Source organism: Enterobacter cloacae complex sp. IR5384 (assembly GCF_049237265.1).
Classification (GTDB): domain Bacteria; phylum Pseudomonadota; class Gammaproteobacteria; order Enterobacterales; family Enterobacteriaceae; genus Enterobacter; species Enterobacter cloacae.
The window spans coordinates 19,708-33,586 of the sequence record NZ_JBMKHJ010000028.1; the positions used below are offsets into that span (position 1 = coordinate 19,708).

A 13,879-nucleotide genomic window follows, 5' to 3' on the forward strand; every position below is an offset into this window, starting at 1 on the left:
ATAAGAAAAAGCCCGGTGGCGCGCAGCGATCCGGGCTTACAGTTACATGCAGGATTAATGGTGCGAAGAGGTCTTCACGCCGCCTTCCGGTACCGGCACGTACGGGGTCTCTTTGTCCGTTCGACCTTCAGCGTTACGCACTTTCATCCAGGTTTTGATGCCGTAGAAGATAATGCTGTACACCACCACCAGGAACAGAATGCTCAGACCCGCGTTGGTGTAGTTGTTCACCACGATATGGTTCATGTTGGCAATCTGCTGGGCGGTGAGATCCGCGCCACCGGCGGCAATTTTCGCTTTGTACTGGTTAGCCATGTAGAAGAAGCCTTCCAGCTGCGGGTTGCTGCTGAACAGTTTCAGACCCAGCGCCCAGGTGGTGCAGAGCAGCAGCCACAGCGCAGGCACCACGGTGACCCAGATGTATTTGGTGCGTTTCATCTTCACCAGTACCACGGTGCCGAGCACCAGGGCAACGGCTGCCAGCATCTGGTTAGAGATACCGAACAGCGGCCACAGGCTCTTCACGCCGCCGAGTGGGTCAACAACGCCCTGGTACAGCAGGTAACCCCACAGGCCAACGCAGCCCGCAGTACCCAGCACGCCCGCCACCAGAGAGTCGGTTTTCTTCAGGAACGGCACGAAGTTCCCCAACAGATCCTGCAGCATAAAGCGGCCTGCACGGGTACCGGCGTCCAGCGCGGTGAGGATGAACAGCGCTTCGAACAGAATACCGAAGTGGTACCAGAAGCCCATGTCCGCCCACGGCAGTACTTTGTGGAACACGTGTGCAATACCTACCGCCAGCGTCGGTGCACCACCGGCGCGGTTCAGCACGGACGGTTCGCCGATGTCTTTCGCGGTCTGCATGATCTGCTCAGGCGAAATCACAAAGCCCCAGGAGCTGACGGTCGCCGCCGCGTGGGCGCTGGCGTCCTTCAACTGCGCCATAATCAGCGCCGCGTTGTCACCGCCCATCTCATGCAGGTTTGGCATGGTGATGCCCAGGCCTGCCGGCGGGGTGTTCATCGCGAAGTAAAGACCCGGTTCGATGATAGACGCAGCCACCAGCGCCATGATCGCCACGAAGGATTCCATCAGCATGGCACCGTAACCGATGAAACGCGCGTCGGTTTCGTTGGCCATCAGCTTCGGCGTGGTGCCGGAGGAGATCAGCGCGTGGAAGCCAGAAACGGCACCACAGGCGATGGTGATAAACAGGAACGGGAACAGGGCGCCTTTCCACAGCGGACCGGTACCGTCAATGTACTGGGTCACCGCCGGCATTTTCAGTTCAGGGTTGATGATCACAATACCGATCGCCAGCCCGACGATGACGCCGATTTTCAGGAAGGTCGCCAGATAGTCACGCGGAGCCAGAATCAGCCATACCGGCAGAAGGGCAGAAATAAACGCGTAACCAATCAGGGCAAAGGTGATGGTGGTGTCTTTAAAGGTCAGCGCCGGACCCCAGTACGGGTCGTGCGCAATCACACCGCCGAAGTAGATAGAGGCAACCAGCAGCACGATACCAATGACCGACACCTCGCCGACGCGGCCAGGGCGCAGGAAGCGCATATAGATCCCCATGAACAGCGCAATCGGCACGGTAGAGCAGACGGTAAAGACGCCCCACGGACTTTCAGCCAGCGCTTTCACCACGATTAATGCCAGCACCGCGAGGATGATGATCATGATCAGGAAGCAGCCGAAGAGGGCGATGGTACCCGGCACGCGGCCCATCTCTTCTTTGATCATCTCACCCAGCGACGAACCGTTACGGCGCGAGGAGATAAACAGCACCATAAAGTCCTGCACCGCACCCGCCAGCACTACACCAGCGAGCAGCCACAGGGTACCCGGCAGGTAACCCATCTGCGCGGCCAGTACCGGGCCGACCAGCGGGCCAGCGCCTGCAATGGCGGCAAAGTGGTGACCAAACAGCACATAGCGGTTGGTTGGCACGTAGTTCAGGCCGTCATTGTTAATGACCGCCGGGGTGGCACGCGTCGGGTCGAGTTTCATGACCTTCTGCGCGATGTATAAGCTGTAGTAGCGATAAGCCACAAGGTAGACGGAAACCGACGCGACCACGATCCACAGGGCGCTTACGTGTTCGCCCCGGCGTAATGCGACAACCGCCAGACAGAAAGCGCCGAGGATCCCGAGTAAGGCCCAGGGCACGTGCTTCAGTAGTTTTTTAGTATCCATAGTAAGACCTGGTTTTTTATGTAAAGAAAAAAGGGTCAGGGTTCGTTGTGAGGAGGTATTGAGTAATGCTGGAGCGATCGTGCCAGAAGCTTGCGCGCGTAAAGGGGAGAAAATGGGTGAGTGGTTGAAAGTGCCTGGTGAGCGGTCAAAGGGGGCGGCGAGTGGTTCAGGCTCGCCGCCAGCGGGAGAAATAATGTGATACAGATCACCCGGTTACCGTGGCTGCGCTCCCCGCCAGGTAGCCTTCCAGCGTTTTAACCAGCTTTTCCTTAAGCCAGGCTGGCTCCAGGATCTGAATGTTGGGTAACCAGTAGAACAGCAGCGGCAGGATCTGGTTTTCATGTGCTGCCTGACAGCGCAGCATCACACCGTCGTGTTGCTCCTCCAGCAGCTCTTGTGCCGGGAGGAGATCGCGGCGCAGGAAGTAGTGTGAAATATTATCCTTAATAAATATTTTCACCTCGAAAGTATCTTCCGATACCCACGGGTCGAGGTTTTTTTCCAACAGCCCGATCACATTTTCGTCCGGCGTAAAGGTGCGTTTCTGAATATCAAGCCAGCGAATCTGACTCAATGAGAAGGATTTTAACCGGCTATTTTCGGTAGCTTGTAAATACCATATATTTTTTTTGTTAATGAGTTTATAGGGGTTAATCAGCCGGGTTTTGCCTTTATAAACGATCTGGCAAACATTACAGTTTTTAATCGATTTTTCAATGTTGGATAAATGGCGACGAATATCACGTTCCGCCGTGTGCTCCGCCTCGTTGGCGAGAATAAGAATATGATTTTCGTCAACGCGGTTTTCGAGTTTCTCCCAAAACTCCGCGTTTCTTTCGGGGAAAAAGCTATCAGCATTCAGGAAGTTAGCAAGGGTATGGTGTAATCCTTGTCCGCCGGGCGTTTGCGCGGAATGGATCAGCCGATATAGCCCGTTTCCGGTATGTTCCACAATCGGGGAGAGCGCATTTAAATCCCGGTAGACGGTACGCTCGGTAATATTAAATTTCTCCATCAGCGCACTGCGGTTTATCACACCGTTTAAATGTAGCTCAAGGAGAATATCGACCAGACGTTCAGCCGAGCGGCTCCGCGTCGTTTTAGCCATAAGGTCTTCCTGTATATTAGGGTATGCGCTGAATGATGCGGGTAGCACTGACACAGCGTGTCAGTATTCAGGCACAGAAAATTTCTCTTATGGCTATATAACGGCGTGATTTAGCGGAAACCTTAGGAATTTTTGCAGAAAGGCGCGCTGGCCTCAGGAGGGCCAGCGCGAGAGGGGATCACACGGCTGCTTCCGGCTCCATCATTACCGGGTGGAAACGGCGTTTGAAATAGATCAGGCCGTGGCCCTCTTCACTGAGGATGATATTTTTAATTTCAACAAGATAAACCAGATGCGTGCCGATGGTTTGCACCTGACTTATCTCGCCTTCCAGGCTTGCCAGCGCCCCTTTCAGCACCGGTTGCGCCAGCGGACCTTTCTGCCAGCAGGAGAGGGTAAAGCGCTCCTCCATGGCCATCCCGGTCATACCGGCGAAGTGGCGAGCCATGATCTCCTGCTCGTGGTTGAGCACATTCACGCACAGCTTGCCGTTGCCCTGAAACACCGGGTTCATGGCGCTGTTGGCGTTGATACAGACCATGATCGACGGCGGGGAATCCGTTACCGAGCAGACGGCAGTGGCGGTGATCCCGCAGCGTCCGGCATCGCCCGCCGTGGTGATGACATTCACCGCGGCCGACAGGCTGGCCATGGCGTCGCGAAAACGCAGGCGTTGTTCATCTGAATGCATTGAAACCTCCCGCTGCGTTATTTCAGCAGCTTGTCCAGCATGTTGATATCGCTGTTGTTGTGCAGGTGTGGCACCGTCCAGCCGTGTTGGTCGTACTCAGACATGCAGCGGTCGACCATCGCCATCATTTTGTCCATGTTGCCGGAGCTTTGCGCCTGGCGCAGACACTGCAGGCGAATTTCGTCCTGGCTGCCGGAGTAGTTGATCTCATACAGCTCGTGACGGCCGCCAAATTCGCTGCCGATGGCATCCCACATCAGCTTCAAAATCTTGATGCGTTCGACGTGATCCATGCCGTTGGAGCCGCGCACGTACTTCGCCAGATACTGATCGATCTGCGGGTTGTTCAGATCCCGTGCGCTGGATGGCAGGTAGATCAGCCCGCTGGTGACGTTGCGTTCGATGATGTTTTTAATCTTCGCGTAGGCCATTGGCGCCATTACGCGATAGGTTTGCAGCGCCGCGTGATCCGGCAGGTACGCACCGTTCACCCACGGCGTGGCTTCGGAACACATGGAGTCGCTCAGCGCCCAGAACATATTGCGCCAGGCGACCACTTCGCCGAGATCTGCCTGCACGCCGCGGAACTCCAGGGTGCCGGTACACTCCAGCGATTTTTTCAGCAGGGCGGTGATGAAGTCGAGCTTCACCGCCAGACGCACGCAGGCCTGCAGCGGGTACATGCGGGCAAAACCGCCTTCCATAGTCCAGCGACGGCAGCGGTCGAAATCGCGGTAGATCAGCACGTTTTCCCATGGGATCAGCACATTATCCATCACCAGGATCGCGTCGTTTTCATCAAAACGGCTGGAGAGCGGGTAGTCGTACGGCGAGCCGGTAGCGCCAGCCACCATCTCGTAGGAGGCGCGGGAGATCAGCTTCACCCCTTCGGCATCCATTGGCGCGACGAACATCAGCGCAAAGTCCGGGTTTTCGCCCATCACCTGCGCGGAGCCAAAGCCGATCATGTTGTAGTGGGTCAGCGCGGAGTTGGTGGCAACCACTTTGGCGCCGCTGACGATGATCCCGGCGTCGGTCTCTTTTTCCAGCTTGATATAGACGTCTTTCACCTCGTCCGCCGGTTTGTGGCGGTCGATAGGCGGGTTGACGATAGCGTGGTTAAAGTACAGGCCGGTTTCCTGAATGCGGGTATACCAGTTACGGGCATTTTGCTCGAACTGGCCGTAGAAGGCCGGGTTTGCGCCAAGCGCGCAGCCGAACGCGGCTTTGTAGTCCGGCGTGCGGCCCATCCAGCCGTAGCTCAGGCGAGACCACTCGGCGATGGCGTCCCGCTGCTGACGCAGGTCGTCGGCGCTTTTCGCCACGCGGAAGAACTTATGGGTGTAACCGCCGCTGCCGGTGTCGGTGCCCCAGCACAGCGTGTCCTGCATGTCCGGTTTGTGCAGCGCGTCGTACATCTGCGCGATGGAGGCCGCCGCATTGCGAAACGCCGGATGGGTGGTGACGTCTTTAACGCGCTCGCCGTAGATATAAATCTCGCGGCCATCCTGCAGGCTTTTTAAATACTCTTCGCCGGTTAACGGGCGTTTGGCATCGGCGCGGAACTCTTCAGGCTTCATAAGGACCTCGTATCGGAATTGGTTTGTTAAATTTATGTTTTGTTTTTGTTGTTTAATTGAAGCGTGAGAGGGGCGGAACGTGAAGGGACGATTGGGACAACGGCAGGTACTTTTCGCGAGAGATCGCAGAGTGTGATTTCCCTCACCCTAACCCTCTCCCAACGGGAGAGGGGACGGTTACTCCCTCTCCCGTTGGGAGAGGGCAGGGGTGAGGGCAACAGGGGAAACCGGTACTTTCTGCGCCCGATACGCGCTGGGCGAGCAACCCGTCAGGCGATTGAAAAAGCGGGCAAAATAGGCCGGATCCTTAAAGCCCAACTGCCACGCAATCTCGCTGACCGTACTGTCGGAAAAGAGCAACAGCCGTCTGGCTTCGCGCAGCTGGCGGTCGAAGATCAGCCGCTTCGGCGGACGGTTGGCGAAGCGGCGGCAGATATCGGTCAGGCGGGATTCGGTCAGGTGGAGTTCACAGGCGTAGTCCGGCACCGTCCAGTGCTGGTGATAGTGGGTGTCAATCAACTGGGTAAAGCGCTGGAACAGTTTTAACTCACCGCGCATGCCGCCTGAAGCGTGGTCGTCGAGCCTGGCGTTACGCAGCAGCAGGGTAAAGACCGCCTGCGCGAGCAGCACCAGGGTATGCTCGCGCCCAGGAAGTTGCCCGGTGGATTCCCTGGCAATCAGCTGCCAGTAGTGCCTGAGCGCCGCCAGCTCGTCGGGCTTATCGGCCAGCGACAGGCAGATCCCCGGCAGGCCAAACGCTTCTCGCGTGCCGGGGTAGAGCACCTCCAGCAGCGGCCAGATGAGATCCTCGCGTACCGTCAGAACGTGGCCATCGCTGTCGGATTCGGTGATAAACGCGTGCGGCACCGACGGCGGGGTAATGACGAACAGCGGAGCCTGCACCGAGTAACGATGATCGTCGAGCTGGAGTTCTATCTGCCCGGTATCAAGAAAGTGCATCTGAAAATACTGGTCGTGACGATGCGCCTGCATGTCGCGGCCAAAAAAGGCCGCCATGCGGGCGAACGACTGATAGTGCACATCGTCGGTGCCCAGACTTTCGTCGTACTCTTTGCTGATATCGATATTGGCGACGGGGCTCTGGCACATAGCTCCTCCTCAGTGGATCTTCTGTGCCGCCATCCCCGGATCGCGCCCGAGGCTGTCCTGGCGGGTCATTGGGATCCGCGTCAGCACCAGCGCGCCCACCACCAGCAGCCCGGCGACGAACCACAGCCCGGAGCTGAAGCTGCCGGTGGCATCACGCAGAATGCCGATCAGCAGCGGGCTGACGGCGGATCCGACGTTGCCGATAGCGTTGATCACCGCCAGCGCCACCGCACGGGACTGCAGGCTAATAACCTGATCCGGCGTGGTCCAGAATATCGCCATGGCGGTAAACGATCCGGTTGAGGCCATGATGATGCCAAGCAGCTGGATCAGGCTGTGATCTGTGGCCGAGGCCAGCATCCATCCCGCCGCCGCGAAGAGATACGGCAGGATGGTGTGCTTTTTTCGCTCTTTCAGCCTGTCGGAGCGACGGCTCCACCAGATCATGCCGAGGATGGTGCAAAACTGCGGGATCGCCGCCAGCAGGCCGATCACAATGTTGCTGCTGCCGGTGTTGAAGCTTTGCAGGATCTGCGGCGTCCAGATGTTGATCGCACTCAGCGTGTTCGTCAGGCAGAAATAGGCCAGCGTATAGAGCAGTACCGCCGGGGTCAGGACTTCACGCAGCGTTGAACGCGGCGTGGCGGCTTGCGCCACCGCCAGCTCTTGCTCACGGGCGATCATGGTTTTCAGCGTTTGCTTTTCTTCATCATCCAGCCAGCTGGCCTGATCCGGGGTGTCGTTAAGGTAGAACCAGGTCACCACGCCGAGCACCACCGACGGTAACCCTTCCAGCAGGAACAGCCACTGCCAGCCTTTCAGATTCCACAGCCCGTCCATCGCCAGGATGTAGCCGGAAAGAATAGAGCCGAGCATCATGGTTACCGGCATGGCAATCATAAACAGTGCGTTGGCGCGGGCGCGGTGATAGGCCGGGAACCACCAGGTGAGATAGACCAAAATCCCCGGCAGGAACCCAGCCTCGGCAATGCCCACCAGCATGCGCAGCACATAGAGCGTTTCCGGGCTGGTGGCGAACATGGTGCAGGTGGACGCGATCCCCCACACCACCATGATCCCGGCGATCCAGCGCCGGGCGCCGATCTTCGCCAGCATGATGTTGCTCGGGATCCCGCACAGCACGTAGGTGACATAAAAGAGCGTCGCGGCCAGGCCAAACATCGTGGAGGTAAGGCCCAGATCTTTGCCCATCGTCAGCCCGGCAAAGCCAATGTTGATGCGATCGAGAAACGAGAAGACAAACAGGACGAAGAGAAACACGATCAAACGACGGAACAGCTTATTTATAACGCGATGTTCAACAGCTTTATTATCTTGCAGGGTAGAGGTCGTCATGGTGCGCTCCAGATCTTACGTTTAGTAGACGGATTTATTGTTATTAACTGACGTAACCGGGTGATCGATAAAACGTGCCGCCAGCGCTTCGGCGCTGCGGGCGAGCAGGGTCGTGTCGACGCCGACGGCGACAAACAGCGCGCCGAGTTCGAGATAGCGTTTTGCCAGCTGCTCGTTGGCCATCAGGATGCCGGGCGCTTTGCCGGCGCTCAGGATCTGCACGATCGCCTGTTCAATGGCCGCCTGCACTTCCGGGTGCTGAGGATTACCGGCAAAGCCCATGTCGGCGCTCAGATCCGCCGGGCCGATAAACACCCCGTCGACGCCGTCCACATCCAGGATCTGCGGCAGGTTTTTTAGCGCCTCGCGGGTTTCGATTTGCACCAGCACGCACATGGCGTCGTTGGCCTGGTGCAGGTAGTCCGGGATGCGGTTCCAGCGTGAGGCCCGCGCCAGGGCGCTGCCCATGCCGCGAATACCCGCAGGAGGATAGCGCGTGGAACGGACCGCCAGACGGGCTTCTTCGGCGTTTTGTACCATCGGTACCAGCAGGGTTTGCGCGCCCACATCCAGCAGCTGTTTGATCTGCACCGGATCGTTCCACGACGGGCGGACGACCGGCTGGCTCGGATAAGGGGCGATGGCCTGCAGCTGGGTTAAGACGGTCTGCACGGTGTTCGGCGCGTGCTCGCCGTCAATCAGCAGCCAGTCGAAACCAGCCCCCGCCAGCAGTTCGGCGCTGTAGCTGCTGGTCAGCCCCAGCCATAAACCAATCTGCGGCTTTCCGGCTTTCAGCGCCGTTTTGAATGCGTTTTGCATGGTTATCTCCTAGACAAAGCGGCAGCTGATGGAGCCCATGTTGCCGTAGTCCACGTGGAAGGTATCGCCTTTGCTGGCCGCGACCGGACGGGTAAACGAACCGCCGAGGATGATCTGCCCCGGCTCAAGCTGCACGTCGTAGGGGGCAAGTTTGTTGGCCAGCCACGCCACGCCGTTAGCCGGGTGGTTGAGCACGCCCGCGGCAACGCCGGTCTCTTCGATCACGCCGTTGCGATAGAGCAGGGCGGAGATCCAGCGCAGATCCAGCTCGTCGGGCTTAATCGGACGGCCGCCGAGGATCACGCCCGCGTTGGCGGCGTTATCGGAGATGGTGTCGAACACCTTGCGCGGGCGCTGGGTTTCCGGGTCAACGTTGTGGCAGCGGGCGTCGATCAGCTCCAGCGCGGGGATGACATAATCCGTGGCGTTGTAGACGTCGAAGATCGTGCAGTTCGGTCCGCGCAGCGGTTTTGCCAGCACGAAAGCCAGCTCCACCTCAATGCGCGGGACGATAAAGCGATCGACGGGGATGTCGCTGCCGTCGTGGAAGAACATATCGTCCAACAGTGCACCGTAGTCCGGCTCGCTGATCTGCGAGCTGGCCTGCATTGCTTTTGAGGTGAGGCCGATCTTGTGGCCTTTCAGCACGCGGCCTTCGGCGATTTTCAGGTTCACCCATTCGCGCTGTACGGCGTAGGCGTCTTCAATCGTGATCTCCGGGTACTCCAGCGAGATCGCGCGGATCTGCTCCCGGGACTGCTCCGCCTGATGCAGGCGGTGGGCGATCAGGGTATGGGTGTGTTTGTCGAGCATGGCGATATCCTGTTTTATGTTTGTTTTCTCCCTCTCCCAGTGGGAGAGGGACGGGGTGAGGGCATCGGGCCGCAGAGATTTCCCCTCACCCTAACCCTCTCCCAAAGGGAGAGGGGACGGTATTACGTAAACAACGCGTGCACGTTGTTTTGCTTGTAATTGAGCGTCGGGTGCAGTTCGTCGAGCTCAAACGACAGCGCCAGATAGCGGGCGGCCATGAGGTTGGCAAAATGCGCTTTGATCAGCGCAAACAGCATCTCCCCCACGGCCTCGCGGCTTTCCTGGCTGCGCCCGGCACCAATCTTCAGCGTCATATGCACAAAGGCGTAATCCTGCTTGCCGTCCGCCATCTGCCAGGTATCCAGCCAGTGGGCGCGGCTGCGGATACCGCCGATGGGGAAAATACCGGTGGCGGCCAGCGCCTCGTTCACTTTGGCGAACAGCCCCGGCAGGTCGGCCTGCTCGCGGATGTTGTCGGTACATTCAGCGATAAAATGCGGCATGGTGGCTCCTTACGCGGGCAGCGGGAAAACGGCGTTAACCTGGCCGGTACCGGAGCTGGCGAACAGCTCGGTGAGGAATTCAACCTTGCCGTCGTATTTGTCCCAGCCGAGCATGCCCAGCAGCATCACCGTGTCGTGCATGTTGCCCTCGCCGTAGCAGTAATCGGCGTACTCCGGCAGCATGCTGCAGAACTCTTTGAACTGGCCTTCGCGCCATAGCTTCACCACCCGTTCGTCCATCTGGCGGTCGAACTCGCGGGTGTAGCTGTTCATCCCTTCTTCCGCACGCTGGTCGTCGATAAAGCGGTGCGACAGTGAGCCGCTGGCGAGCACCGCCACGGTGCCATCATACTTTTCAATGGCGCTGACGATGGCCTCGCCCAGCCTGCGGCTGTCGGCGAAGTCGTGAACCGTGCAGAACGCCGAGATGGAGACCACTTTGAAGTGCTTATCCGCGTTCATGTAGCGCATCGGCACCAGCGTGCCGTACTCCAGCTTCAGGCTCGGGATGTTGTGCGCTTTGGCGCGCACGCCAAGCTTGACCGCCTCGTCGGCGATCAGTTGCCCGAGCTCCGGGTTGCCGTCGTAGTCGTAGGTCATGTCGCGGATAAAGTGCGGCAGCTCGTTACTGGTGTAGATGCCTGAAAAATGGTCCGCACAGTTGATGTGATAGGCGCTGTTCACCAGCCAGTGGGTGTCGAAGACGATGATGGTGTCGACGCCCAGCTCGCGGCAGCGCTTGCCGATCTCTTTATGCCCGTCGATGGCCCCCTGACGGCAGCCGTGGTTTTTACCCGGCAGCTCAGAGAGATACATTGACGGTACGTGCGTGATTTTTGCCGCTAACGCTAACTTTCCCATTTTAGATCCCCCATTTTGGAATCGGATGGTCGCCCATGGAGATGCAGACGTTCTTCATCTCCGCGAACACCTCAAAGCTGTACTCGCCGCCTTCGCGCCCGGTGCCGGAGGCCTTCACGCCGCCAAACGGCTGGCGCAGATCGCGCACGTTCTGGGTATTCACGAACACCATGCCCGCTTCGATATTGCGCGCCAGACGCAGCACTTTGCTGACGTCCTGGGTCCAGATGTACGACGCCAGGCCGTACTCCACGTCGTTGGCCAGGCGCAGCCCTTCCGCTTCATCCTTGAACGGCAGCAGGCATGCTACCGGGCCGAAGATCTCCTCCTGCGCCACGCGCATGCGGTTGTCGACATCCGCCAGCACCGTCGGGCGCAGGAAGTTACCGCCTTTCAGGTGCGCAGGCAGGTCGGCCGGTTTGTCCGGGCCGCCCGCCAGCAGGGTCGCGCCCTCCTCAATGCCCAGGCGGATATAGCCGGAGACTTTCTCCCAGTGCTGTTGGCTAATCAGCGCCCCAATCTGGGTGTTCGGATCGGTCGGATCGCCCACGCGCAGGCGGTTGGCGCGCTCGGCGAAGCGTTTGACGAATTCTGGGTAGATGCTCTGCTGGATGAAAATGCGCGAGCCCGCGGTGCAGCGCTCGCCGTTGATGGAGAAGATGGTGAACAGGGCGGCGTCCAGCGCGCGCTCAATGTCGGCATCTTCAAAAATCAGCACCGGGGATTTGCCGCCCAGCTCCATGGAGTATTTCTTCAGCCCGGCGTTTTTCATGATATTGCGCCCGGTGGCGGTGCCGCCGGTGAAGGAGACGGCCCGCACGTCGTGATGGCGCACCAGCGCATCGCCTGCCGTGGCGCCGTAGCCCTGCACCACGTTCAGCACGCCCGCCGGAATCCCCGCCTCCAGCGCCAGTTCGCCCAGACGGTCGGCGGTCAGCGGCGAGAGTTCAGACATCTTCAGCACGGCGGTATTCCCCAGCGCCAGACATGGGGCGACCTTCCAGGTGGCGGTCATAAACGGCACGTTCCACGGCGACACCAGCGCGCAGACGCCCACCGGCTGCACCAGGGTGTAGTTCAGCATCTTGTCGTCAACCGGGTAGGTTTTGCCGTTCATCTGCTGGCACACTTCGGCGAAGAACTCGAAGTTGTGCGAGGCGCGCGGGATAAGCACGTTTTTGGTCTGGTGGATGGGCAGGCCGGTGTCGGCGGTTTCCATCGCGGCAATGTCCGGCACGTTCTGATCAATCAGATCGCCCAGGCGACGCATCAGACGCGCACGCTCTTTCATCGGCAGGTTGGCCCACTTTGGGAAAGCCTCTTTTGCTGCCGCCACGGCCTGATGGATTTCCGCTTCCCCGCCGGCGGCGACTTCTGCCAGCACCTCGCCGGAGGCCGGGTTGGTGGTGTGGAAGTAGTCGCTTCCCGCCACGTTTTTGCCGTTGATCCAGTGGTTAATCTTTTTCATTTTGCCGTCTCCTCACTCACAATCCGGTTTACCAGGCGACCCACGCCTTCCACTTCCACCACCACTTCATCCCCCGGTACCACGTCGGACAGTCCTTTTGGCGTGCCGGTGGCGATCATGTCGCCCGGCTGCAGAGTCATGAATTCGCTCAGGTATGCAATCAGGTATGGGATGCTGAAGATCAGATCCGCCGTGGTCCCTTCCTGACGTAATTCACCGTTGACGAAGGTGCGCAGGGTTAAGTTATGCGGATCGGGAATGGCTGCTTTTGGCACGATGTTGGGGCTGATGGGGGTTAACCCGTCGCGGCTTTTGACCCGCAGATTCGGGCGGTAGTAATTTTCGAGATAGTCGCGAATGGCGTAGTCGTTACAGACCGTGTAGCCCGCAACAAAATCCATCGCCTCGGCTTCACTGACCTTACGCGCGGTTTTGCCGATGACCACCACCAGCTCCGCCTCGTAGTGCATGTACTCAACGTTGTCCGGGCGTACCGAGGTCTGGTTGTCGCCGTTGAAGGTATTGGGCGCTTTGATAAACACCAGCGGCTCGGTCGGTGGCGTGAATGCCAACTCGCTGGCGTGATCGGCGTAGTTCAGGCCGAGGGCGAACAGCGTGGGGTGAGGGTGCGCGCCCTGAGCCATCGCCACGTCGCGTTCATCCACCACCGGGTTTTCCAGTGCCGGGAACCCTTCCGCCAGAATGCGTACCCGATCGCCAGGGCGGATCTCGACGCGGCTTTGCGGCGTGCCGAGCAAGATCGCATCGCCCGGATTCAGGGTCGCGAACTCGCTCAGGGCGCTCAGCAGTTCGGCGGCGTTGCGCTGTAGCCCGGCGGTGTTCCAGTGGTCCGCTTCGCGGCCGTTGATTTCGGTGATGATAGTCAGGTTATCCACGTTGTCGACGGCGACCAGCTCACCCAGCGGACAAAACCCGTCCCGGCATTTGGCTTTGATTGCCGGGCGATAAAAGCTCTCTTCCGGCAGGCTTACCTCGTTGGCCAGCGCGTACCCGGCGATGTAGGCCGCTGCGTCCTCCACGCGAACTTTGCTGGCCGTTTTGCCCACCACCAGCGCGACGGTTGCGCCGCTCAGCACCGTCTCACCCTGCGGAAACGGGATGGGTTCACCTGCGCGGATCACCGTGTTGTGTGGCTTGATAAACCACACCGCGGTTTTTGGCGGGGTGTTGTAGGGGGCTTTTTCAAACGCCTCAGCCCAGGCGTCGCGCTGGCTTTGGTGGTTCAGCGCCACGGCAAAAACGGTACCTTTCATTGACATACTCCTCAGGCCGGAACGCCGGCGTTGATTTTGTTAATATGTTAATGATCTGGTTTTATGCTTTTGCTGATTATTTCGCAAT

Annotated in this window: 12 protein-coding genes; all 12 read right to left on the reverse strand. The window is 59.1% G+C overall.

Annotated features, from left to right (window positions below):
- Window positions 1–54: 54 nt before the first annotated feature.
- The gene (locus ACOTX3_RS19360) at window positions 55–2,208 is read right to left on the reverse strand and encodes a carbon starvation CstA family protein (RefSeq protein WP_029882188.1); all 2,154 of its coding nucleotides are present in this window, start codon (window positions 2,206–2,208) and stop codon (window positions 55–57) included.
- Window positions 2,209–2,413: 205 nt separating this feature from the next.
- Entirely contained in the window at window positions 2,414–3,316 is a 903-nt protein-coding gene (locus ACOTX3_RS19365) for a helix-turn-helix transcriptional regulator (protein ID WP_127869157.1), read from the reverse strand.
- Window positions 3,317–3,494: 178 nt separating this feature from the next.
- Window positions 3,495–4,007, reverse strand: coding sequence for a 4-hydroxyphenylacetate 3-monooxygenase reductase subunit (locus ACOTX3_RS19370; protein ID WP_020688846.1), 513 nt, complete (start codon window positions 4,005–4,007; stop codon window positions 3,495–3,497).
- A 17-nt stretch (window positions 4,008–4,024) separates the two neighbouring features.
- The gene (gene hpaB / locus ACOTX3_RS19375; protein WP_058678933.1) at window positions 4,025–5,587 is read right to left on the reverse strand and encodes a 4-hydroxyphenylacetate 3-monooxygenase, oxygenase component; all 1,563 of its coding nucleotides are present in this window, start codon (window positions 5,585–5,587) and stop codon (window positions 4,025–4,027) included.
- A gap of 177 nt (window positions 5,588–5,764) precedes the next feature.
- The gene (gene hpaA, locus ACOTX3_RS19380) at window positions 5,765–6,697 is read right to left on the reverse strand and encodes a 4-hydroxyphenylacetate catabolism regulatory protein HpaA (RefSeq protein ID WP_058678932.1); all 933 of its coding nucleotides are present in this window, start codon (window positions 6,695–6,697) and stop codon (window positions 5,765–5,767) included.
- Window positions 6,698–6,706: 9 nt separating this feature from the next.
- A complete protein-coding gene (gene hpaX / locus ACOTX3_RS19385) occupies window positions 6,707–8,053 on the reverse strand; it encodes a 4-hydroxyphenylacetate permease (protein WP_058678931.1) in 1,347 nt (448 codons plus the stop codon).
- 21 nt (window positions 8,054–8,074) lie between these two features.
- Entirely contained in the window at window positions 8,075–8,872 is a 798-nt protein-coding gene (gene hpaI, locus ACOTX3_RS19390; protein ID WP_421631631.1) for a 4-hydroxy-2-oxoheptanedioate aldolase, read from the reverse strand.
- Window positions 8,873–8,881: 9 nt separating this feature from the next.
- Window positions 8,882–9,685, reverse strand: a complete 804-nt coding sequence (hpaH, locus tag ACOTX3_RS19395; protein ID WP_013095451.1) for a 2-oxo-hept-4-ene-1,7-dioate hydratase — start codon at window positions 9,683–9,685, stop codon at window positions 8,882–8,884.
- A gap of 122 nt (window positions 9,686–9,807) precedes the next feature.
- Window positions 9,808–10,188: a 5-carboxymethyl-2-hydroxymuconate Delta-isomerase gene (locus ACOTX3_RS19400; RefSeq protein WP_058678929.1), complete on the reverse strand. Its 381-nt coding sequence runs from the start codon at window positions 10,186–10,188 to the stop codon at window positions 9,808–9,810.
- A 9-nt stretch (window positions 10,189–10,197) separates the two neighbouring features.
- Window positions 10,198–11,049, reverse strand: coding sequence for a 3,4-dihydroxyphenylacetate 2,3-dioxygenase (gene hpaD / locus ACOTX3_RS19405; protein WP_013095453.1), 852 nt, complete (start codon window positions 11,047–11,049; stop codon window positions 10,198–10,200).
- Window position 11,050: 1 nt separating this feature from the next.
- Window positions 11,051–12,517, reverse strand: a complete 1,467-nt coding sequence (hpaE, locus tag ACOTX3_RS19410) for a 5-carboxymethyl-2-hydroxymuconate semialdehyde dehydrogenase (protein ID WP_013095454.1) — start codon at window positions 12,515–12,517, stop codon at window positions 11,051–11,053.
- Window positions 12,514–13,791 carry a 4-hydroxyphenylacetate degradation bifunctional isomerase/decarboxylase gene (gene hpaG / locus ACOTX3_RS19415; protein ID WP_013095455.1) on the reverse strand — a complete coding sequence of 426 codons (1,278 nt, stop codon included), beginning with the start codon at window positions 13,789–13,791 and terminating at the stop codon, window positions 12,514–12,516. Before hpaG ends, hpaE begins: the two co-directional genes overlap by 4 nt.
- Window positions 13,792–13,879 lie beyond the last annotated feature (88 nt).

What these genes read in the sequence shown, in the direction of transcription:
- hpaA (WP_058678932.1), bottom strand. Translation starts at nt 6,697, where the DNA reads ATGTGCCAGAGCCCCGTCGCCAATATCGATATCAGCAAAGAGTACGAC.
- hpaD (WP_013095453.1), bottom strand. Translation starts at nt 11,049, where the DNA reads ATGGGAAAGTTAGCGTTAGCGGCAAAAATCACGCACGTACCGTCAATG.
- hpaI (WP_421631631.1), bottom strand. Translation starts at nt 8,872, where the DNA reads ATGCAAAACGCATTCAAAACGGCGCTGAAAGCCGGAAAGCCGCAGATT.
- ACOTX3_RS19365 (WP_127869157.1), bottom strand. Translation starts at nt 3,316, where the DNA reads ATGGCTAAAACGACGCGGAGCCGCTCGGCTGAACGTCTGGTCGATATT.
- ACOTX3_RS19370 (WP_020688846.1), bottom strand. Translation starts at nt 4,007, where the DNA reads ATGCATTCAGATGAACAACGCCTGCGTTTTCGCGACGCCATGGCCAGC.
- hpaH (WP_013095451.1), bottom strand. Translation starts at nt 9,685, where the DNA reads ATGCTCGACAAACACACCCATACCCTGATCGCCCACCGCCTGCATCAG.
- ACOTX3_RS19360 (WP_029882188.1), bottom strand. Translation starts at nt 2,208, where the DNA reads ATGGATACTAAAAAACTACTGAAGCACGTGCCCTGGGCCTTACTCGGG.
- hpaG (WP_013095455.1), bottom strand. Translation starts at nt 13,791, where the DNA reads ATGAAAGGTACCGTTTTTGCCGTGGCGCTGAACCACCAAAGCCAGCGC.
- hpaX (WP_058678931.1), bottom strand. Translation starts at nt 8,053, where the DNA reads ATGACGACCTCTACCCTGCAAGATAATAAAGCTGTTGAACATCGCGTT.
- hpaE (WP_013095454.1), bottom strand. Translation starts at nt 12,517, where the DNA reads ATGAAAAAGATTAACCACTGGATCAACGGCAAAAACGTGGCGGGAAGC.
- ACOTX3_RS19400 (WP_058678929.1), bottom strand. Translation starts at nt 10,188, where the DNA reads ATGCCGCATTTTATCGCTGAATGTACCGACAACATCCGCGAGCAGGCC.
- hpaB (WP_058678933.1), bottom strand. Translation starts at nt 5,587, where the DNA reads ATGAAGCCTGAAGAGTTCCGCGCCGATGCCAAACGCCCGTTAACCGGC.